Raw genomic sequence first — 20,133 nt, forward strand, 5'->3', positions numbered from 1 at the left:
TTTATCACTTATCTCAATGAATGCGGTAAAATAGCTTAATGTCGTCATTAATGCCGTCACTAGATATTCTCTATATCCTTACTTGGTGGTTAGCCTTGATGTTTATAACCCTATCTTTTATACCTATAACTTCCATTTTGTTCTCCAAATTTGTAGACAAAGGGTATATTTTTACCAAAGTAATAGGGATGTTGGTATTATCTTACCTAGTGTTTATTGGAGGATACCTCAAGCTAGTTCCTTTTACTTTTCCAGCTGTACTGGGAATTTTAGTCATATTGGCGGGTTTAAATTATCTAGTGCTTAGAAAAAGATCCCTAAAATTTAATAAACAAGATATAAAATTTTTCATTATTGAAGAGTTGCTGTTTTTAGCAGTACTTGCTTTTTGGAGCTATGTTAGAGCGCATCAACCAGCAATTGAGGGATTGGAGAAATTAATGGACTACGGTTTTGTGCGCACAATGCTCGCTAGTGGAACATTTCCTCCCCAGGATATGTGGTTGGCCACAATCGCTAAGCCGGAAATCGGCGAGGTTATTCCGGAAAACATAGCTGGTTTTTATATTAACTACTATTACTTCGGTCAATTAGTTGCTGCCGTACTAACTAGATTATCTATGCTTCCTTCAGCCGTTACATATAATCTACAAATTGCAACACTTGCCGCTTTTACTTTTGTGTGCTCTTTTTCTTTAGGGATAAATTTATTTTATATAAAGATCCGATCTTTATATTCTCTTAAGCAACTTTTGGTGGTGGGAATATTGTCTGGGTTGCTGGTGACTTTTGCTGGCAACCTGCACACAATCTACGCGTTTACAGCAGGCTATCCTCTGGGAGACACACTTCCACTAGCTCCCTGGCAACTTACCTGGGACTTTAACCTTAATAACTACTGGTATCCTAATGCTACTCGTTTTATTCCTTTTACCATTCATGAGTTTCCTGCATATTCCTTTATAGTTTCTGACCTCCATGGGCATGTGAATAACATTCCATTTGTGATGTTAATACTCGCTGGATTACTAGCGCTTATTCAGTATGGAAAAGTTAAATTAAAAGTGGTTATAGGATTTGGTTTTTTACTCGCCGTATTTTATATGACCAATGCCTGGGATCTTTTGATCTACGGGGCTTTAACTGTAGCTACACTGTTTATCATATCTCTAAAAAAGATTAAATCTTTTCTGGTAGCCGTGCTTATCCTTGCTATTAGTTTTATGGTTTTTTCACATCCGTTTAGGACAAATTTTAGACCTATTTCTTCAAGTTTAGGTATTAACTGTGGATACGAGGCAGCATCAGTATTTATTAAAGGCCTTGCCTTTAATAATGCTGAGAATACGCGCCAGATAAGCTTTGGTCCATTTACGGCGGAAGCTGGTAAGTGTCAAATATCCAAACCCTGGATGCATATGATCCTCTGGGGGTTTTTCTATTTTGGTGTACTTGGATATTTGCGGTTTATCCTTCGATTTAAGGACCTTATGAAGTCGCCAGTAGACAAGTTTATGCTCCTAATAATTGTCTTATCCGTAGGTCTCTTGTGGGCTCCAGAGATTATATATATTAGAGACATTTATCCGGCACACTTTAGAGCTAATACTATGTTTAAGCTGGGTTATCAGGCATATATGATGCTTTCATTGGTTGTAAGTTATACGATTGTAAAACTAATTTTTAATTTTAAACTTAGACTCTCTAGGATTATCTATGCTGCTATTTTGCTTCTAATGACATTTGTTGTTCTAATCTATCCCCTATTCGGAATTAACTCCTACTACAATAGCCTTTCTAACTATAAAGAGCTGTATGGCTTAGGGTGGCTTATGGAAAGATACCCTGAGGATTACAATGGAGTCATCTGGCTAGATATGCGAGCAGACAAGCTATGTGCTGCTGCTGCAGGCAAGTGTCCGGTTGTTTTAGAGGCGGTAGGAGATTCATACACGACCTATGCGCGAGTCTCGTCAAATACTGGATTGCCAACTGTTTTAGGATGGCCGGTTCATGAATGGCTATGGCGAGGTAGCTATGATGAGGCTGGTAAAAGAAGAACGGAAGTAGAGACAATGTATACCTCTAAAGATTTAGCTGAGGTAAAAAGATTACTAGAGAGATATGCAGTTGAGTATGTTTTTGTTGGTAAACTCGAGCGCGAAGCTTATCCGAAAATGATTGAATCTAACTTTGATCAGTTAGGAAACGTCGTCTATTCTTCAGGGGATACTAGGATATACTTACTTAGGTGAAACTCAATCTAAAGACCGTACGAGCGATGCACATGAGAGAGAACTTTTAAGCTATTTATCAAGCAGAAATAAAAGCAGAATTGATGAATCTGACTTCGAAAATCAGAAAGAGTTCGTATAAGGTATGGAATTATGAATAATATATGAAATGCCCATTTTTTAATACATAAGGAAACTAATATGGAAATAGCAACTCTATTACTTACAGGGCTAAATATTCTAATTATCCCTTTTTTACTTTGGTATCTTAATTCAAGAACTACTAAGCAAATTGAAGAATTAAAAATCAAGAATGATCTTAAAATACAAACATACAAAAAGCTGTTTGATATTTTTAATTCTATTCTTACAAAAGATCGCACTACCAACTGGCATCCTAAAGATAGGATAGATCTCGTTGTTGACTTGTTAAAATATGCTCCAGATGAAATAGTAGATAAATTTATTTTATTTTGGAATGAAGCAAAAAAAGGGAGATATGAAAAAAGTTAATTTATCACCACTGTATGAGGATATTCTCTTGTTGATTAGACATGACTTAGGTTATAAAGATTCTAAAATTAATAGAAAACAAGTAGTAGAGTTGCTATTAAGCAAATAAAAAATGGGCACATCATATGACATGGCATATCTGCAAGTGCTAAAACCATACGTATCGTGAGTCCACCATGGATTTAAGAGATTTATTATGTTCTGGGTTTCGGTAGGAATATTCATAGTTTCGAATGATGCAACTGTTATTCGAAACTATTGCAAGTAGGACAATGATGGCTGACCCCATTAACCCTCCGTCATTCCCGCACAGGCGGGAATCCAGAAATGAGATTCGCAGACGCTTATTCTGAACTCAAAAGGTCAGACCTTTTGAGTTCAATAAACTTAATTTGAGTATTTACTTACCGATACGCTTAAGCTTTTTACAATGTTGTCACACCAAGTTGCTCTATCATCTTCCGTGCTACAATCCCAGAATAACTCAGATTAATGGGGTCAGGCACCATTCTTTACAAGCCGAGCTTTACATGAAATGGATAGCCTCGCCTTGTTTCGCTCATACTTTTATATGAGGTGATATGTTTACCGAAGCTAGGTAGATAATTGATAACAAAAAAAGCGGGAGGTTGAGTGTCTGCCCTACACTCTACCTCCCGCTTTTACTGTCAAAATACCCACAAGACGTGCCTTGGGGTAACCAAAGGTCATCTGCGGCTTGACAACCATATACCAATTTGTTACAACTACACTAATATAGATTGCAATCTGCCTGGCAATCCATATCTCAGTCATCTGACTGACATTTTTAGCGGCTAAAGGGCATTGCTATTCGTAGTCTGTTCAAACGGTACTAGCGATAGTGATGCTCTTTTCTTTCGATCTGTCCCCTTGCGGGGATGTTCCACCCACTTCTTTTTGCCCTCTTAAGCGACTAAAGGGTTGCTATTGGTATACTTAAACCTCTCTTTTGTAATCGTAAAAACTGCTCTCTTGCTTGTTTTGTAAAGAAATCATTGTGCTGCAACTTCCCCTCCAAGACACTTGCGCGTTTACCTGGCTTATCCCCTAAGACTGCTTTAATTAGTGACTTAATTTTTTTCATTCTTTTTTCGCTCCTAAAATAACTCTAACATACGCGGATATTATTTGTCAAGCCCCATAGTTAACATACTGTTAAGATATGAGTATCCTATAATATAGGATGTTAATTATAGCCCTTATTTACGGTCCGTAAACTTATCTACATGCGTTGTGGATAAGTTGTTAGTTAACTATCTACTGCCGTAGACATGCTAGATGCTGATTAGGGTTATAAAGAAAATGGGGTAAAATCCTATAATGTGGTTATTTAGAAGTAGACCTTATTTAAAGACCTTTTTGATCAATTCAGGTAGATATTTGGATGTATTGTTAGAATAAACAGCAGTCATTCCTAATCTCTTAGCTTCTTTAAGGCGTTTGTTTTCTTGTAGCACTGGCCTTACACCTGCTAAGAGCGTTAATTCTCCCAGTGCGCAGCTATTATTGGCAAGTGTCTTATTTTTTACTGATGAGTAGACTGCAAGTGCCACCGCCAGATCTGCACCGGGGTCTTCGATCTTTAGACCGCCTGAGACGTTAATAAAAATATCGTATTGGTAAAGTGGAATGCGTAGATGCTTTTGTAGAATTGCGGCGATCATCTCAAGTCTGGAACGAGAAAAACCTTGGCTTACTCGTTTAGGGTTGGGAATTTTACTATCCACAACTAGACATTGAATCTCAACTAATAGTACTCTTGCTCCGGCTATGATTGGGCAAAGAACAGCTCCTGGAGCTGAAATGAGTTCATCGTCCAGAAACATTTTACTGGCATCCGCTATTTCTTCCATACCATCTTCCCCCATCTTAAAGACTGCCAACTCGTCAACTGTTCCAAAACGGTTTTTAAAGCTACGAAGTAATCTTAATTCTTCTAGGCGTTCTCCTTCTAAATACAATACTGTATCTACGGCGTGCTCAAGAACTTTAGGGCCAGCAACGGTTCCTTCTTTGGTTACCTGACCAACAAGAATTACTGGAATTGAGAGTCTTTTTGCCAGTTCAATAAGCTTCTGCGAGCAGTAGCGAACTTGACCAATTGAGCCGGGAACTCCCGTTAAACCGTCGGACCAAAGAGTTTGAACGGAGTCAACTATAACAAGGTTAGTATCTGGATTTTTACTGATGGTAGTTAAGATTTCTTCGATGTTGGTTTCTGGGAAAAGCTCAATGCTTGCTCCTTTAATGTTAAGCCTGTCAGCTCGAATTTTGATCTGTTCAGGTGATTCTTCTCCGCAAACGTATAGACAGCCTGCCTTGTCTGCTACCTGTAGCAAAATTGTGCTTTTACCAATTCCTGGCTCCCCCGCCAAGAGAACCACATGTCCTCCTACTAGACCTCCACCCAATACCCTATCTAGCTCCAACAGCCCTGTTGAGACGCGTACGATGTCTTTATTAACTGTATTGGACAAAGAGATTGGAGATGTAGTTGAAGAGCGATGTGAGCTCTTGGTTTTGCGGATATCCTTGGTGCTTACTTCAACTAAGGTTTCCCACTCATGACAAGCTGGACATTGACCATTCCATTTAGGAAACTCGTTGCCACATTGTTGACACACAAAAAGGGTTGTAGCTTTCACCATGGGCTAATTGTACTATATATAATATTGACAAATACGTCATTATGCTGTAACATCTACCTAAGATTATTTCTTATGTAGATGTTATGATTAATCAAATACTACGTCGCAAATGTGCTTTTCAGACAGTTTTTAGTGTATCTGACGTTGCTCGTCTTACTGGTAAACAGCCAGATGAAAATTTACTGTCGGCTTTAAGTTATCACGTTAAGAAAGGTAACTTACTCAGACTTACCAAGGGTATCTATTCGCTTGATAATCAGTACTCAAGAGAGGAACTTGCAAATAAATTGCGCCAACCGTCATACATTAGCTTATATACTGTGTTGCAGAAAACGGGGGTTGTGTTTCAGCCGTATACTTCTATTTTTGTTGTTTCAAACAGATCAGAAACCTTAATAATTGGTAATCAGAAATATCTGTACCGTAAAATAAAAGATACAATACTACTAAATTCACAAGGTATTAGTGAAAATAATGGCGTATTTGAGGCTTGCGTGGAGCGAGCAATTTTGGATAAAGTCTATCTGGATGGAGAAGAACATTTTGATAACTTAAATTCGGTAGACTGGAATTATGCGAATAATCTAAACGTTGATGTGTTTAAGAGCAAAACAATACAAAAATATATAAATAAACATGCTGGATAGCCAAAAACACAAGGTACATTTGTCAAATATCTTAAGTTCTTTATATAAAAATAGCCAGGTTTCCACCAATCTTGGGTTTAAAGGTGGCACAGCTTGTTATTTTTTCTATGAGCTTCCCCGGTTTTCTGTAGATCTGGATTTTGATCTTATTATCCCGAGTTTAATATTGAAATCAGCTAAAGATATGCTTATTAAAAGCATTACAGCTATTTTAGACAAAAATTACGATGTAATAGATTCCTCGACAAAGTACAATACCCTATTTTGGCTCGTATCCTATGAGAAGGGTCAGCGTAATATTAAGATTGAAATATCAGTTCGCGACTTTCCAAATACATATGAAGTAAGAAATTTCTATGGAACTTCGGTAAATGTGTTACAAATAGGTGATATTATTGCGCATAAGTTAGTCGCAATTCAGGATCGGAAAATAACAGCCAATAGAGACATTTTTGACGGTCATTTTTTCTTAGGTTCAAAATATGCCACTGAAATAAATAATGAGATTATTGAATTTAGGACAGGACTCAAAACTCTTAATTTCTATAAATCACTACATAAATTCATGAGCTTCTATAAACCCAAGAGTGCTTTGGAGGGCTTAGGAGAGCTTTTGAGTGAGAGTCAAAAAAACTGGATTAGGAGTGGGAAAATGATTTCTGAATTTACTGGATTAGTCGAGAGACAAATTGAAGTTTTTAGTTGAGCAGAATACCTTTAAGCAGGTAGAGGTAGTCGAGGATGTTTACAACATTGTCGTTGTTGTAGTCAAATCTCATACTACCCTTGGCCCAGTTTTGTTGCCAATTTTTTATTGCTTGGGAAGAGTCTTGTTCAGATATTATAATTTCAATTTCCGCTCCATTTGCATTATGAGATAGTTGTTTAATTGAAATATTACTACTTAAACCGCCATATTCATCACCATCGAATATTAAGCCGTCATGATGCCCAGTAGCGTCTGTTATGGGATCTGGTGTTGTGTCTATCCAGTGAGAAAATCCCGAATATTCTAGTATGTGAATTAGAGTTCCTTGAGTTACTAAGCTGGGTAGACTTGCATCAACTCCTATGTTTTGCCTGTAAGACAGGTAATAATATGCGTTGTTATTTTCTTGTATGTTGTGATGTATTCGTATGAGTTTAGTACCTGGTTCGCTACTTTCTGAGGGTATAATTGTAAATCTGTAGCTACCAACTTCGTCACTCCATACATTTTGCACTTCTTCTTCTCCTATCCAGCCAACATGGTATTTATGTGGTCCATTAAATTGATGCCCTTCACTAAAACCCATGACATCTGTATCATCAGAGTAACCAAATGAATCGCAACTACTTAGTGTAGGTTTTGTATCACCTGTGCATTCTAGAATATTTGCGTGATGTGCCCCCATATTATGACCTATTTCATGCTTAAAATTATGTAAATTATTCCCCCAACTGTTATAGTACCAGGAGCGTTTACCCCAGAGTTCTCCTTGTCCATTTGGTCGACCGCATGGTGAGTCTGGAATTGAATATGCAACATAGTCATAATTATCTATCGAAATTTCACCTTGATTATTAATGAGTTCATCTATTTCAGTTGCCCAAGTATCGTAATAATATGGGTCGCTGCAGTCATCGTTAGGGTGTGGTATTTCAACTGGACCATAGGTTCTACCAGTGAGTTTGACTTTACCAAATGAGACTTCTTCAAAATATGCAGAAACTGAATCATTTTGTTGAAAAAATGATCTTAATAGAAAATCTTGATCTGTAACACTTGTGCTGTTGTTAAACTTAACTTGAACAACTAATACTTGTTTGTCTCTAATGTTAGTTTCAGAAGATATTGACACCGTAGAATCCTCAATTAATTGATCACTATCTATTATTACGTAGTTATCTAGGACATATCCTTTAATTCTTATTTTTGAGTTTATATGCTGCTTGAGCCGTGGGTTGTTAGATTTAATAACGTAGTTTCCGATAAATAGTTCCTCCGAGCTAGTTTTTTGCTCAAAATAATCAGCTATAACTAGTTTTAGCTTCCCACTAAAAACTTTTTCTTGCTCCACAAGACCTAAGTCTGTTAATTTCCGGGGTAAAGCTGATGTCTCTTGACTGTTTAGTACGTGCTGAAAAAAGGTGTCTGAATTTTGCTCAATGGTCTTGATTAGTAGCTCTTTGCGATCTGTGGCTACATCTACTGAATCATTAGTGTCTGAAGTTTGGACTAATAACTCTTTCAGTTCATTTAGCTCACTTGATGTTGATTTGGCCTGAACAATATTAAGCTTTAATGGCAAAATCATTACTATCGTTAGTAGTAGGCTAGTTATTAGAATACTGACAAAGAAAACTCCTGCCTTTTTAATAAGAAAAAATGCTAACTTCACGTGAGTATCATCTCAAAATACCCAGACAATATCAACCATGAGTCTTATACAACCAATAGACAATATCGAGGGTTTAGATGTATTGTACTTTAATCTCCTTGATATTTTTAATTTTCTTATCGGCGGTGATAAATAGCTGAGTATTTGTTGCCAGCGCTGTGGCAAGATGGATTGCGTCTGGAGTCTTAAGATTGTATTTTGCTCGCAGTTCGGCTGATAAAATACTTATTTCCCTTGTTAGTGGTATAAATTCCAGCCCAGGAATATGATCATCCAGATACTTATATATTCTTGCTAACTCAAGCTGTTTTTCTTTTATTGGAGCAACTAATAACTCCGTAATAAGCAAAGTGGAAGCAATAATCGTGGTTTGTTGCTGTACTAAGTCAAGAAATATTTGCTCAGAGTCTGCTGCAAAACGTGGATTGTTCTCAAACAGATAAATATAGATACTTGTATCTAAATATACTCTATCTACTTCATTTATTGATTTTCTTGCTTCCATGCATTACGCTCACTTGAAAGATACTTGGCTCCTCCACCGTATTGCTTATAGAGATTGCCTGCAATTCCACGCAACGACTTTATTGTTTTGACCGTAGGAACGGTTATAATAATTTGTAAAGACCCTTGAACCCTTTCTTCTATATCCCATCTTAGCTCGTCGCCAGACTTAATTGCGAGTTGCTTGCGGATGAAAGCTGGTACACTTGTCTGACCCTGTGGTGATACTTTAGATATCAACATATGCTTTAATTATAGCAATTTGCTTTAAGTATGTCAACGATACATCACTGGTTTTGAGGTGGGAATGACAGAGAGGGCAATCCTGTGCTCGTTGGAATCAATTGTATCCACCTGAACAGTGACCTTATCTCCCACGTCTGGCTCTTGCCCTGATGGGATGTTGGAGATATGAGCTAAGCCTTCGATGCCTTTTTCAAGCTCAATAAATACACCGTATGCCGTCTCGCGAGTTACCACTCCTTTGACCATGTCTCCTTTTTTAAGCTTCTTGGCTATTTTAATCCAGGGATCTTCGGTGGTTTGTTTAATAGAGAGGTTTAGCTTAGCTTCGCGCTCATCTTTCTCAAGCACCTTGACCTTGATGTCGTCACCTTCAGAGAAGTAGTCAGCGGGATCTTCAACCTTCTCCCAGGCAATCTCGGAGATATGGACCAAACCTTCAAGAATAACTTCATCTTTCTTTGATTTAGGATTAATACGAACAAACAGACCAAACGGCACAACTCCCTCAACAATTGCATCAAGCACATCTCCAGCTTTAATAGTTTTTAGAACTTTACGCTTGGCAGCAATTTCTTCTTTTCTGGTAACTAACATCTGGGAAACTACAAAACGATTTTGCTCACGGTCTAGCTCTAGAATTTTAACTTCCATCTCACGTCCGCGTAAACTTGCGGGGTTTTCCTGAAACTCGGGATCGATATGACTTGGGGGAATGTATCCCTTGATGGTTTTGTAATCAATAAGGATGCCCCCATTAACTACGTCGCGAACCATGACAGTAATTTTTTCACTATCTTTATATGCCTGTGTTAAGCCTTTCCAGCGATGATCAAACGTAAAGCGTTTTAGTGATACAACCACACGTCCTTCCCTGTTTTCCTCAGAAATAATTCTACCAAATACTTTGTCCCCTACTTTGAAGTCTTGAAAAAGATCGCTGAGTTCTTCCAATTCCTTGTGCCCTACAACAGCATTGGCCTTTCCTCCAATATCAATTAAAACTTCCTTTGGTTGAATAGAAGAAAGGGTTCCTTCTATCATTTCTCCCAAGGAATACTTAGGGATATTGTACTTTTCTCCCTTTAGAAGATCCGCCATGGTAGTTGGCGTTTTTGATGGCTCCTTAGTCTGTTTGACTTGTGGTGTTTTGGCTTTGGACAATTTGAGTTCCAGCTCCTTTCATTTGTTTCATGGTTTACCTATGTTTCATAGTTTACCTATTATGAGAGTAATTATATCTTGAGAGTAATAGAATTACAAATACCTGTTTATGCTGTGAATCTGCTACAATCAGGATGTGCTACGCATAAGACTACAGCAACTACATAAATTTCTCTTTTATGTGTTGATATTGTTAATCCCGGTACAGCTTGGTAAGCATTTCTGGCCAGATTTTGCATTTATTAATGGCATTAGGATAGATTATTTGGCCCCTACTGTATATTTAACAGATATATTAATAGGCCTTATGCTACTCTCCTGGCTAATAACTTCTTACAAGCGTGGGAAGGACCAGGTCCTCGATATTCGAGGTTGGATATTAGTTGTGGGAATATTTGCTGAAGCTAATATATTGCTATCTTCGAGCCCATGGGTTGCAACTTTAAGATGGATAAAATACTTAGAGATGGGTTTGTTAGTGGCATATGTTAGCCAAGCTAGCTTAGGTATTCAGAAAATTACCAAGCTTCTAATTCTAGCTGGGCTGTTTACTGTTTTTCTGGCACTGATACAGCTAATTAATGATGGCTCAATTGGCGGCTTATTCTATTTTCTAGGGGAACGGAGCTTTAGCTTAAACACCCCTGGAATCGCAAGACAGATGTTGTTTGGCAGGGAATATTTACGCCCATACGCTACATTTGCTCACCCTAATATTCTTGCGGGATATTTTGTAATTACTATGCCTTTTATATTAAGTGGTCAGTGGATTGGGAAGAATCTAAAACTATTTCTCGTGGGTCTATGGCTTATGATAATTTATATTAGCGGTAGCGCTATGGCATTAATAGTTAGCATAGGAATATTATTTCAATATATAAAGATCCGATCTTTATATAAGTATCTAGCGTTTGGAGCAATCGTATTCATAATGGGTATTTTGTCCATAACATATGGGACCGAGAGTGTGTCACGGAGAGTTGAGCTTAATAATATAGCTTATGAACTATTTAAAAGCTCACCGATTGTTGGAATTGGGATGAATAACTTTGTTGTTCAAATGAGTAATTATCGCGATGTGAATGAACCGGGGTTTTTCTTTCAACCAGCACATAATATTTACCTGTTGCTACTCTCAGAAGGAGGAATTATAGGGGTGGGTTTGTTAGCCTGGTTAATATGGAAAATTTATATGATTGGGTTAAAAAGAGGGGTTTATATCATACCTCTTGTGGCAATTTTAGTATTAGGGTTATTTGATCATTATCCCCTAACCTTACAACAAGGCCAACTATTGCTGGCTATGGTAATAGGGCTAAATTTAAGATCCACCACAGGCGGATGAGCCTTTGGCTCAAAAAGCTCCCTTGTTCCGGCTACGACCTATTGTCCCAACCCGTTGCCAGGTAAGTATCGTGGGCGCGGATGTGTTTCACTTGCCTATTCGGAATGGAAAGGAGTGGTGCCACAACGCTAAAATAACCGGAAAAAGAGAGCTTTTTATGCCAGGTACCATACGATACCTGAATCTAGTTCTTCAGGCTGCATTCAGCTGATATATGATAGATTATGACTATTAGTACTCCTCGGCTGAATCCCTCACGGAACTTACACCTAGAGCCTATCAACCTGTTAATCTTACAGGAGTCTTAAAGATACCTTATCTTAGGGAGGGCTTCGCGCTTAATATGCTTTCAGCGCTTATCCTAAATGAATATAGCTACCCAGCGATGCCGGAGAGATCCCCAACAACTGGTACACCAGGGATTCATTCAACTCGGTCCTCTCGTACTAGAGTCAAATCCCTTCAAGTATCAATGCGCTTGCACCGGATAGAGACCAACCTGTCTTACGCATTCTTATTCGTTGTTACCAACGAGAATGGACTATACTACTACCCTAGTATATGACTAGGGAGTCGGCGTATTATAGATTCTACAGAAAGATATCTATCTTGTTCAATCTTAGATTGAACAAAGTCTCTACGGGGCTAAATTAGCTTGTTTCGCTTTATATATGCAGCAACGTTCTTGCTTGTTATTTTTCTATTTTGAGAGTAATTCAAAGTTTCAAATTTATCAATTAGCTTAGCCAATTGTAAAAAGTCTTTACTGGAGCTAATATTTTGCTTAGTTCTAAGAATTACCTCTAATAGCTCAATTTGCTTTTGTTTTAGTACTATATACGGTTTGGTAAGCGAAATAATTGTTAACAATCCTTTTGTGTCAGAGATTGTTAGCTCAACTATTCCATCTTTTCTATTATGTATATATCCAACTTGGGCTAAATTGATTATATATTTCAGGACGCTCTCGTTTTTTTTACTTTGAAAGAAAACAATACTTGGTGCTATCTGGAAGCCGTATTTATAACTATCGTTTGGCTTTAGCCTAACGTAGATGCTTCCATCCGCATCAAGAAATCCTGAAATGTAAGCTTTATGTGTTGCTTGCATAACGAAAAAACCAATCAGCTTCCCTCGGTATTATCCTAACACACGACAGGTTAATCGTGCAAGGATTTCACCGATATGAGCCAACTTTTGCAATTCGCCTTTCGGCGTAAAGCCGCCAAATTGACGGTTTGAACCCAGCTCGCGTAGCGTTTTAATGGGCGAACAGACCAACCCTTGGGGGCTTCTTCACCCCCAGGATACGCTGAGCCGACATCGAGGTGTCGAACCTCCTCGTCGATATGAACTCTTGGAGGAGACCAACCTGTTATCCCCAGAGTAGCTTTTATCCGTTAAGCTCGTTCCACAACCACAGTGGAATCGAGGATCACTAAGACCTGCTTTCGCATCTGCTCGACTTGTCCGTCTCACAGTTAAGCCGGCTTATGCCTTTACACATAACACGCGATTTCCATCCGCGCTAAGCCGACCTTTGTACGCCACCGTTACTCTTTAGGTGGCGGTCACCCCAACCAAACTGCCCACCAAACAATGTTCCCTAATAATATAGAGTTAGGCTCAATAATAAGAAAGAGAGGTATTCCACTAATGTCCGAAGACTCCCTCCTATTCTCGACAATTCTCACAATTTTGCCAATGTTAAGTTACAGTAAAGCTTCTGGGGTCTTTTCGTCCTTGTGCAAGTAGGCCGCATCTTCACAGCCATTTCAATTTCGCCGGGCAAAGGTTCAAGACAGTCGCTGAGTCGTTCTGCCTTTCGTGCGGGTCACCAATTAAGTGACAAGGAATTTCGCTACCGTAGAACAGTTATAGTTACTGCTGCCGTTTACTGGAGCTTACATCCACAGCTTCTCACCGAAGTGATAACCACAGATGGTTAACTTACCAGCACTGGGCAGGCGTCAGCCCCTATACTTCGCCTTTCGGCTTTGCAGAGACCTGTGTTTTTGTTAAACAGCCGCTCAGCTTCTTTAACTGCGGCCAATACCTCTAGGGCATTGGCAGGGCATCTCCCGAAGTTACGCCCAGTTATTTTGCCGAGTTCCTTGAACCTCTTTCTTCCGCTCGCCTGAGTGTTCTCCACCCACCCACCTGTGTCGGTTTGCGGTACGGATACTTTTAGACCCAGCTACGATGCTTTTCTTGGAAGTAGAAATTACCAGAATTTTCTCTTGACGAATCTTAAGAATCTTATTCACAGCTCGACTACATCACGTAAACGTGACATCATTTCTGCGGATTTTCCAACAGAAACTACCTTACTGCTTAAATCCAACTAACGCTGGACTCCAGTTATCCCACCCCGTCACACCTTAGCTGAATACAATCTAAAAATAGCACAGGAATATCAACCTGTTGTACATCGAGTACGCCTAAAACGGCGCACACTTAGATCCGGCTAACCCGAGGACGACGAACGTTGCCTCGGAAACCTTGGGTATTCGGCGATCAGGATTCTCACCCAATTCTCGCTACTTATGCCGGCATTCTCACTTCCAGGCGCTCCACTAAACTTTTCAGTTCAACTTCACCGCCCCTGGAACGCTCCTCTACCACTCATCAATCAAAAGATTAATAAATCTCTGGCTTCGGTACAAAGCTTAGCCCCGATCATTTTCGACGCAAGTGCGTTATTCCAGTAAGCTATTACGCTATTTTTAAAGGATGGCTGCTTCTAAGCCAACCTCCTGGGTGTCTTAACACACTTACTTTCTTATCCACTTAGCTTTGATTTAGGGACCTTAGCCGAGAGTCTGGGCTGTTTCCCTTTCGACACATTAGCTTAGCCCAACATGTCTGAGTCCATTAGTATACACAATGGTATTCGGAGTTTGGTTGGAAACAAGACGATTACTCACCCTATCCCCAGTCAGTGCTCTACCCCCAATGCTTAAACTAACAGCCTATACCTAAATATATTTCGAGAAGAACCAGCTATCGCTAGGTACGATTAGCATATTACCCCTATCCACAAGTCATCCAAAGATTTTGCAGCATCTACTGGTTCGGGCCTCCATTCTCCTTTCGGAGAACTTCACCCTGCTCATGGATAGCTCACCTAGCTTCGGGTCTTACTCCAGCTCCTAACCCATTCGACTCCGCTCAGGGTTATCCTGAGTATAATCGAAGGATATTTCGCCCTATTTAAGACTTGGTTTCCCTGCGCCTCCACTACAAAAATAGCTTAGACTTGGAACTAGAGTAAACTCACCGGCTCATTATGCAAAAGGCACAATATCAGTCCGGTTTTAACACCGGACCCTTATCAGTTTGTTAGCCAACGGTTTCAGGTACTATTTCACTCCCCTCACAGGGGTACTTTTAACCTTTCCCTCACGGTACTTGTTCACTATCGGTCAGTTTGAGTATTTAGCCTTGGCCCGTGGCCGGGCCGGATTCCCACAGGATTTCACGTGTCCCGCGGTACTCAGGAATCCCACTAAAGCTAGTTTCAAGTTTCATATACGAGGCTTTCACTCTCTATGGCCAGCTATTCCGAGCTGTTCTACTACTATCTACTATGCTTATTATGTGGGTCCTACAACACCCCAATAAATCAGGGTTTGGGCTCCTCCGCTTTCGCTCGCCGCTACTGACGGAATACATATTTGTCTCTTTTCCTCTGGGTACTAAGATGTTTCAATTCCCCAGGTTCCCCTCCCTCGTTAAAAACTCGGGATTCCCATCATTACTGATGGAAGGATTACTCCATTCGGAAACCGACGGATCATAAGGATGTAGACTCCTCCCCGTCGAATATCGCTGCCTACTACGTCCTTCTTCGGCTCAAACTGCCAAGGCATCCACCGTTGGCATTACGAGAATCTATCATAAATGGCTGAATGCAACCTAAAAAACTAGATTTTGCATTCTTTACTTACAATCATTAAATTTTCAAAGTGCTAAGTGGACCGTGGGAGAGTCGAACTCCCGACCCCTGCATTGCAAATGCAGTGCTCTGGCCAGCTGAGCTAACGGCCCCTAACATGGAATTCAGACTTAAAGAAGAGATATGACAGGTTACGAAACTAAACTTTCGGCTGCATCAGTTTTATTTCTCTTGTCTACACTCATTCTTAAAGTAACGAATTCCTAAGTGATATTCTACCAGGAGTATTAACGAGAGTCAATTAGGGTGAGAATGAGATGTTCAGAGTCAACTAGTTTTAGCTGAGCTTTCATACCTTTTGCAATATCTGCAAATTCGGCAGATTCTGCTTTGCCACCAGCAACCATCATAACTTGAACCAAGGCTTCGTCTATAGGAACCAGTATTTCCTTGGGTCCTCCAGCTAATACAATATTAGAATCTTCTATTCTGGAAACAACCAAATCAAACTCACCAAGAGCCTCATTTGTATTATCCAAAACCTCCTCTTGTGTTTCGGTTGGCCTTAATTCATCAACCGCCTGCGGACTGGTTTCTTCTTGATCTATGATCCGATTTTCAGGATTTGGAGTTGATGAGGTATTTTTATCAGCCCCAATAAAAACCAGCGCTCCTATTAAGGCTATCGTTACAATGGCAACAATGACTAATATCAGCTTCTCCCCTTTCATAAGCTTAAGCGTACCAAGTATTGCTGTTTGTGTCAACTCCTATAACTATTTTGAAATATTAAAAATAAACCCAAAATAGTATCTTGAGACATCTGTTATTTGACAACCACCAATAACAACCTCCGATGGGTAAATCTCAAAATTATAATACTTGTTTCCTGTACTTGGTAAGTTAAGCTGAGAAAATGGAAAACTTACCGTTTTACCGATGGAATCAATCATAACCTGTCCGCAAACTGTAGCTCCAGTAGCTGCGTTGTATGGCTGATCATATGCAACCCAAGAAATAGTTTGACCCAGCGGACCAGTAATAACAAAATCAATTTTGCCATTAGGATCTGGATTGAATATGTATTGTGTTGCTGAACTTACTGACCAGCCTATTACTTGTGTTGGAGTAGGCGTATTGGTTGGGGCGGGTACGTGGGTTGGAGCTGGAGTTGCAGTTGGCATAAGAGATACTTGTGGAAGCTCATCAGGCGTAAAATCTGGAGCGATGATCGCAGTTGGACTGCCAAGAAAAATCCAGCCGATAAAAGCAGCAATAACAAAACTTGAGACAATCAACAATAAACCAATTAATGACTTCCAGATACTCCCCCACGCCTTACTAAGGGCTTCTGGATCATTTCCTGCGCTCATAAAAAAGAACCCGGCAACAATAAAATTCCAGATCGAGAACAAACCAGCGAGAATAGTAATCATCCGGATTAAAAAGCTTGCTAGACCTGCAAAACCACCATCTAAAATTGGTGCGCTTGGAGGTGTAACAGCATTTCCTATAAAGCTACTCATATAAATTACTTATGGTAAATGGTGGCTGACCCCATTTACATCTAGCGAAGGAGATATAACCATGCAGACTTGCCAGGAACAATCTCTAGCTGTGTTCTATCTCCAATCTTGATCTCGGCAATGGCAACTTCCGTGTCAGTGTCTACCGTACGCACATAAACCTTAACCTGATCGGGATCTTTTGGCAGGGCCATCTCTCCTTTTTCTCCCTCCAGCAAGATATAATTATCATCAATCCCTTTGACTGTATAATCAATGTTTGCCTTAAACCTAGCAGGCTTATCTTCTGCTGTACTTGCAGCAGGCACTTCCTCCAGTGTATTAATAACCTCTCGCGCGCGCTGATCAGCTTCAACTGCGCCATTCTTATTTTCTTCAGCAGGGACTGTTGCTGTGTCAGGAACTATGTTTAATTGTGATTTATCAGCCCCAATAAAAACCAGCGCTCCTATTAAGGCTACCGTTATAATGGCTACAATAATTAAAATCAGCTTCTCCCCTTTCATAAGCTTAAGCGTACCAAGTATTTAAACTATTGTCAAATTTTTTAACTATTTAAAGCAACGTAAAAACCCAAGCTGGTATAAAAAGAGTTGAATCCACTAATTCAAATTCATTTTTCGTAATAACTAAGGCTTGTTTTGTGTTGTAACGTTTAGAAAACTCTTTTAAGTTGAGATAATTTTCTTTTGTGGCTTCATTCCTATATTTGACCTCTATTGGAAGCAAATGACTTGCTGTAGAAACTATAAAATCTATTTCCAACCTGTCTCTCCAAAAATGCGTATTTAACTTATAATATTTGAACCTAAGAACAGAGCTAATTGATGTTTCTACCAACTTTCCAAGCATAGTGTAATCCAACAAAACTTCTCTGCCAATATTGTTTAGGGCATTTATAATTCCCGTATCAGTTAGGTATATTTTTGGTTGTGTTCTTGCCTGTGACATTCCCCCTTTGCTAAATTTTCGCACCATAGAAATGAGATAAGATTCATGCATATACCAAAGGTGCGTTTGCACAGTTTGAAAGCTAACAGAAAACTTTCGACTAATTTCCCTTAAATTCGCAACACTACCCGACTCTGTTGACAATAAGGCAAAAAGTTGTTGCAAAAAATAAGTATTTTTAATTCCTGTTAGCTCGGGTATGTCTCTGAATAATACTCGCTCTATCACCTGAACTTTCAAGTATTCTGTCACCTCTGATTGGTCATAACTTTGCGGTTTGTAAAAATCGTTGATAATCTGAGGGAACCCGCCCATCAACAAGTACTCTTCATACATATTAAGCATTAGGGTTCTTGCCCCTTTGAATCTCTCCCAAACCACCAAAGACTTGGTAAATATTTTTTTCACGTCAATAAAGTCTATGGCTTCTAAGTTAGGAACATACTCTAAGCTATCATTTTGAGACCAAATATATACTTCTCTAAAGCTTAAAGGTGCTATTACTATTTCTTTAAATCTTCCCACCAAGCTTTCTTTAGTGTTTTTTGTAATTTTTATCGAAGCGGAACCTGAGATAATAAATTTTATCGGGTAGCCTAAATCATTGTATTTTTTAAGATATTCAGCCCATAAAGGAGTTGACTGAATTTCATCAATCAAAACTACTAAAGGATTTTTCTTGCTGTACGCTTCTGTTATGGGCTTTCCTATTAGATACTTTTCAATTGTATGTATAAGATCCTGCACAAGGTTATCTTTTATCTTAATAGAAGGATCATCTGCTTTAAAAAATATAATTTGTTGGGGTTTATAATTTTGAGCTAAAAGATATTCGATAGTTTGGTATAAGAGCACAGTTTTACCAACTCGCCTTGGTCCTACAATAGAAGTTATATTTTGTGTATCGCCTAATTGCTTTATTATGGTTTGTAAATAACTTCTTTTGGTTGGATATAAATATTTTTCAGGGATTTTTTTGGTTTGCCACCAAATATTGTATTGTTCTAAAATTTCTTGGCTTAACATAAACATATGTTAGCATAAACTGGATTTTTGCGCAAGTATACTTTAGCAAATGTTGGACATATATAGACTTTCTATGGCGCTACCTCTTCCCACAGTGTATATCGAACTTGTAAGAACTCAGGTGCGGAAAATAGTAGCGATGGCTTGTAGTAAAACTTCTCAGCTGGAGCATTGCTGTTGTTCACGGCGCTTGCTGGGTCAAGATTACGCTCGAGACTGAATTTTTCTGCAATAAAGATTCCTTCAAGTTCAAGTTGGGATTCATATCCAGAGAGATTATTACCTGTGGAGAAAGTTCCTCCCGCATAATATAAACCTTGTATTTCAGTAACGTCTTTGTCAATATTAATATTCCCAGTTGCAATAAGCATCAAAAAGCCATTATTATTAACTGTGATGTTCTCTGTAATATTAATATTCCCCTCAACATAAATAACTGCCTTTTTACCTGATGCAACATTTAAGTTTTCAACCGTTAGAGGACCAGAAACATGGTCATATAATGGATTGTTGCTGTTTACACAGCCTGTGTTAAGCTTGCCACTGCAAGGAGTGTTATCAATGGCAGTGCTATCAGGAACTTTGTTATTCAACAGAGCTAGAGGGAAATAGCTGTTGTTAGAAATAATTGGCCAATCTGTTGTTGACTTCCAATTGGTGGCTGAGTATCCCTTTAGATCTGAACCCGTCCCTCTCGACACAATTCCCTCAGCTCCGATGTTTCTACCAACTATGTATCCTCCAGTTGGAGGAGCCTGTAAGTTAATACTTGTTTGTGAATGGACGTCCGCATCATATGCCTGGATGTATGCTTGAAAGCCAGGGATTGGAGTGGGTGTAGCGGTTGGAGTGGGGGTTGGAGTGGCGGTTGGGGTAGGGGTGTTTGGAACTGTGGTTGGAGTGGCGGTTGGGGTTGAGACAGTGTTGACAGTAACATCACAAGATTCTCTATCATCAGCATTTAAGTAACACATGGCCGGATTTACAATAGAATCGCCGTAGCAACCAACAGTATAAGTATATGTACCTGCC

At 39.2% G+C, this 20,133-nt stretch carries 15 protein-coding genes, 1 tRNA gene and 2 rRNA genes; 5 read left to right on the forward strand and 13 right to left on the reverse strand.

Translation table 11 applies throughout. The features are described from left to right. Positions 1-38: 38 nt before the first annotated feature. Both CO050_02260 and CO050_02265 read left to right on the forward strand, forming a co-directional pair. Entirely contained in the window at positions 39-2,255 is a 2,217-nt protein-coding gene (locus CO050_02260; protein ID PJC31734.1) for a hypothetical protein, read from the forward strand. A gap of 180 nt (positions 2,256-2,435) precedes the next feature. After that, a complete protein-coding gene (locus tag CO050_02265) occupies positions 2,436-2,747 on the forward strand; it encodes a hypothetical protein (protein ID PJC31735.1) in 312 nt (103 codons plus the stop codon). Positions 2,748-4,111: 1,364 nt separating this feature from the next. Here the strand turns inward: CO050_02265 and CO050_02270 are convergent. Further along, positions 4,112-5,416 (reverse strand): DNA repair protein RadA, encoded by a 1,305-nt coding sequence (locus CO050_02270; GenBank protein PJC31736.1) that lies wholly within the window; start codon positions 5,414-5,416, stop codon positions 4,112-4,114. An 83-nt stretch (positions 5,417-5,499) separates the two neighbouring features. On the opposite strand from CO050_02270, the gene CO050_02275 reads away from it, so the two are divergent. Together CO050_02275 and CO050_02280 are read left to right on the forward strand one after the other, a co-directional pair. After that, positions 5,500-6,063 carry a hypothetical protein gene (locus tag CO050_02275; GenBank protein ID PJC31737.1) on the forward strand — a complete coding sequence of 188 codons (564 nt, stop codon included), beginning with the start codon at positions 5,500-5,502 and terminating at the stop codon, positions 6,061-6,063. After that, entirely contained in the window at positions 6,053-6,769 is a 717-nt protein-coding gene (locus CO050_02280) for a hypothetical protein (protein PJC31738.1), read from the forward strand. The genes CO050_02275 and CO050_02280 overlap by 11 nt, the downstream gene beginning before the upstream one ends. Here the strand turns inward: CO050_02280 and CO050_02285 are convergent. The 4 genes from CO050_02285 to CO050_02300 form a co-directional block, all read right to left on the reverse strand. Continuing rightward, positions 6,762-8,444 carry a hypothetical protein gene (locus CO050_02285; protein PJC31739.1) on the reverse strand — a complete coding sequence of 561 codons (1,683 nt, stop codon included), beginning with the start codon at positions 8,442-8,444 and terminating at the stop codon, positions 6,762-6,764. The genes CO050_02280 and CO050_02285 overlap by 8 nt on opposite strands. A 73-nt stretch (positions 8,445-8,517) precedes the next feature. Then, complete coding sequence (locus CO050_02290; GenBank protein ID PJC31740.1) at positions 8,518-8,949, reverse strand: VapC toxin family PIN domain ribonuclease; 432 nt, start codon at positions 8,947-8,949, stop codon at positions 8,518-8,520. Beyond that, positions 8,928-9,191: a hypothetical protein gene (locus CO050_02295; protein ID PJC31741.1), complete on the reverse strand. Its 264-nt coding sequence runs from the start codon at positions 9,189-9,191 to the stop codon at positions 8,928-8,930. Before CO050_02295 ends, CO050_02290 begins: the two co-directional genes overlap by 22 nt. Positions 9,192-9,224: 33 nt before the next feature. Then, positions 9,225-10,292, reverse strand: coding sequence for a hypothetical protein (locus tag CO050_02300; GenBank protein ID PJC31742.1), 1,068 nt, complete (start codon positions 10,290-10,292; stop codon positions 9,225-9,227). 199 nt (positions 10,293-10,491) lie between these two features. On the opposite strand from CO050_02300, the gene CO050_02305 reads away from it, so the two are divergent. Next, the gene (locus tag CO050_02305; protein ID PJC31743.1) at positions 10,492-11,700 is read left to right on the forward strand and encodes a hypothetical protein; all 1,209 of its coding nucleotides are present in this window, start codon (positions 10,492-10,494) and stop codon (positions 11,698-11,700) included. Positions 11,701-11,725: 25 nt separating this feature from the next. Here the strand turns inward: CO050_02305 and rrf are convergent. The 8 genes from rrf to CO050_02345 all read right to left on the reverse strand — a co-directional run bounded on the left by rrf (position 11,726) and on the right by CO050_02345 (position 20,075). Then, positions 11,726-11,842 (reverse strand): 5S ribosomal RNA (gene rrf / locus CO050_02310). A gap of 84 nt (positions 11,843-11,926) precedes the next feature. Continuing rightward, positions 11,927-15,591 (reverse strand): 23S ribosomal RNA (locus CO050_02315). A gap of 85 nt (positions 15,592-15,676) precedes the next feature. Continuing rightward, positions 15,677-15,750, reverse strand: a tRNA-Ala gene (locus CO050_02320). Between the two features lie 135 nt (positions 15,751-15,885). After that, positions 15,886-16,329: a hypothetical protein gene (locus CO050_02325; protein PJC31744.1), complete on the reverse strand. Its 444-nt coding sequence runs from the start codon at positions 16,327-16,329 to the stop codon at positions 15,886-15,888. Between the two features lie 45 nt (positions 16,330-16,374). Next, positions 16,375-17,124 carry a hypothetical protein gene (locus CO050_02330; GenBank protein ID PJC31745.1) on the reverse strand — a complete coding sequence of 250 codons (750 nt, stop codon included), beginning with the start codon at positions 17,122-17,124 and terminating at the stop codon, positions 16,375-16,377. Between the two features lie 41 nt (positions 17,125-17,165). Beyond that, positions 17,166-17,630, reverse strand: coding sequence for a hypothetical protein (locus CO050_02335; GenBank protein ID PJC31746.1), 465 nt, complete (start codon positions 17,628-17,630; stop codon positions 17,166-17,168). Positions 17,631-17,679: 49 nt separating this feature from the next. Beyond that, a complete protein-coding gene (locus CO050_02340) occupies positions 17,680-19,107 on the reverse strand; it encodes a hypothetical protein (protein ID PJC31747.1) in 1,428 nt (475 codons plus the stop codon). Between the two features lie 65 nt (positions 19,108-19,172). Beyond that, positions 19,173-20,075, reverse strand: coding sequence for a hypothetical protein (locus CO050_02345; GenBank protein PJC31748.1), 903 nt, complete (start codon positions 20,073-20,075; stop codon positions 19,173-19,175). Positions 20,076-20,133: the final 58 nt, after the last annotated feature.

It is taken from the genome of Candidatus Roizmanbacteria bacterium CG_4_9_14_0_2_um_filter_38_17 (assembly GCA_002788855.1).
GTDB lineage: Bacteria > Patescibacteriota > Microgenomatia.

What these genes read in the sequence shown, in the direction of transcription:
- CO050_02260 (PJC31734.1), top strand. Translation starts at nt 39, where the DNA reads ATGTCGTCATTAATGCCGTCACTAGATATTCTCTATATCCTTACTTGG.
- CO050_02300 (PJC31742.1), bottom strand. Translation starts at nt 10,292, where the DNA reads ATGGCGGATCTTCTAAAGGGAGAAAAGTACAATATCCCTAAGTATTCC.
- CO050_02325 (PJC31744.1), bottom strand. Translation starts at nt 16,329, where the DNA reads ATGAAAGGGGAGAAGCTGATATTAGTCATTGTTGCCATTGTAACGATA.
- CO050_02275 (PJC31737.1), top strand. Translation starts at nt 5,500, where the DNA reads ATGATTAATCAAATACTACGTCGCAAATGTGCTTTTCAGACAGTTTTT.
- CO050_02280 (PJC31738.1), top strand. Translation starts at nt 6,053, where the DNA reads ATGCTGGATAGCCAAAAACACAAGGTACATTTGTCAAATATCTTAAGT.
- CO050_02270 (PJC31736.1), bottom strand. Translation starts at nt 5,416, where the DNA reads ATGGTGAAAGCTACAACCCTTTTTGTGTGTCAACAATGTGGCAACGAG.
- CO050_02335 (PJC31746.1), bottom strand. Translation starts at nt 17,630, where the DNA reads ATGAAAGGGGAGAAGCTGATTTTAATTATTGTAGCCATTATAACGGTA.
- CO050_02295 (PJC31741.1), bottom strand. Translation starts at nt 9,191, where the DNA reads ATGTTGATATCTAAAGTATCACCACAGGGTCAGACAAGTGTACCAGCT.
- CO050_02265 (PJC31735.1), top strand. Translation starts at nt 2,436, where the DNA reads ATGGAAATAGCAACTCTATTACTTACAGGGCTAAATATTCTAATTATC.
- CO050_02290 (PJC31740.1), bottom strand. Translation starts at nt 8,949, where the DNA reads ATGGAAGCAAGAAAATCAATAAATGAAGTAGATAGAGTATATTTAGAT.
- CO050_02340 (PJC31747.1), bottom strand. Translation starts at nt 19,107, where the DNA reads ATGTTTATGTTAAGCCAAGAAATTTTAGAACAATACAATATTTGGTGG.
- CO050_02345 (PJC31748.1), bottom strand. Translation starts at nt 20,075, where the DNA reads ATGTGTTACTTAAATGCTGATGATAGAGAATCTTGTGATGTTACTGTC.
- CO050_02330 (PJC31745.1), bottom strand. Translation starts at nt 17,124, where the DNA reads ATGAGTAGCTTTATAGGAAATGCTGTTACACCTCCAAGCGCACCAATT.